Below are 447 nucleotides of genomic sequence, written 5' to 3' on the forward strand. Positions count from 1 at the left end.
GCAATACGGCCCGCGCGAATCGATGGAATACGACGTCGTGATCGTCGGCGGCGGCCCCGCCGGGCTGTCGGCGGCGATCCGGCTCAAGCAGCTGGCCGCCGAGAAAGGCACCGAGATCGGCGTGTGCGTGCTCGAGAAGGGTTCCGAGATCGGCGCGCACATCCTGTCGGGTGCGGTGATGGACCCGCGCGCGATCACCGAACTGTTCCCCGACTGGAAGGAGCGCGGCGCGCCGCTCGACGTCGAGGTGACGGAAGACCGCTTCCTGTTCCTGTCGGAGAGCAGCGCGGTCACCACGCCCAACTGGGCGCTGCCCGACAACTTCAAGAACCACGGCAACTACGTGATTTCGCTGGGCAACGTCACGCGCTGGCTGGGCCAGCAGGCCGAAGCGCTGGGCGTCGAGATCTTCCCCGGCTTCCCGGCCGCCGAGATCCTCTACAACGA

At 67.6% G+C, this 447-nt stretch carries 1 protein-coding gene; it reads left to right on the forward strand.

The genetic code is table 11. The features are described from left to right. A partial coding sequence (locus HWX00_RS36575) for an NAD(P)/FAD-dependent oxidoreductase (protein WP_175868209.1) occupies nt 1-447 on the forward strand: 447 nt, incomplete at both ends.

Source organism: Burkholderia seminalis DSM 23518 (assembly GCF_902832885.1).
Taxonomy (GTDB): Bacteria; Pseudomonadota; Gammaproteobacteria; order Burkholderiales; family Burkholderiaceae; genus Burkholderia; species Burkholderia seminalis.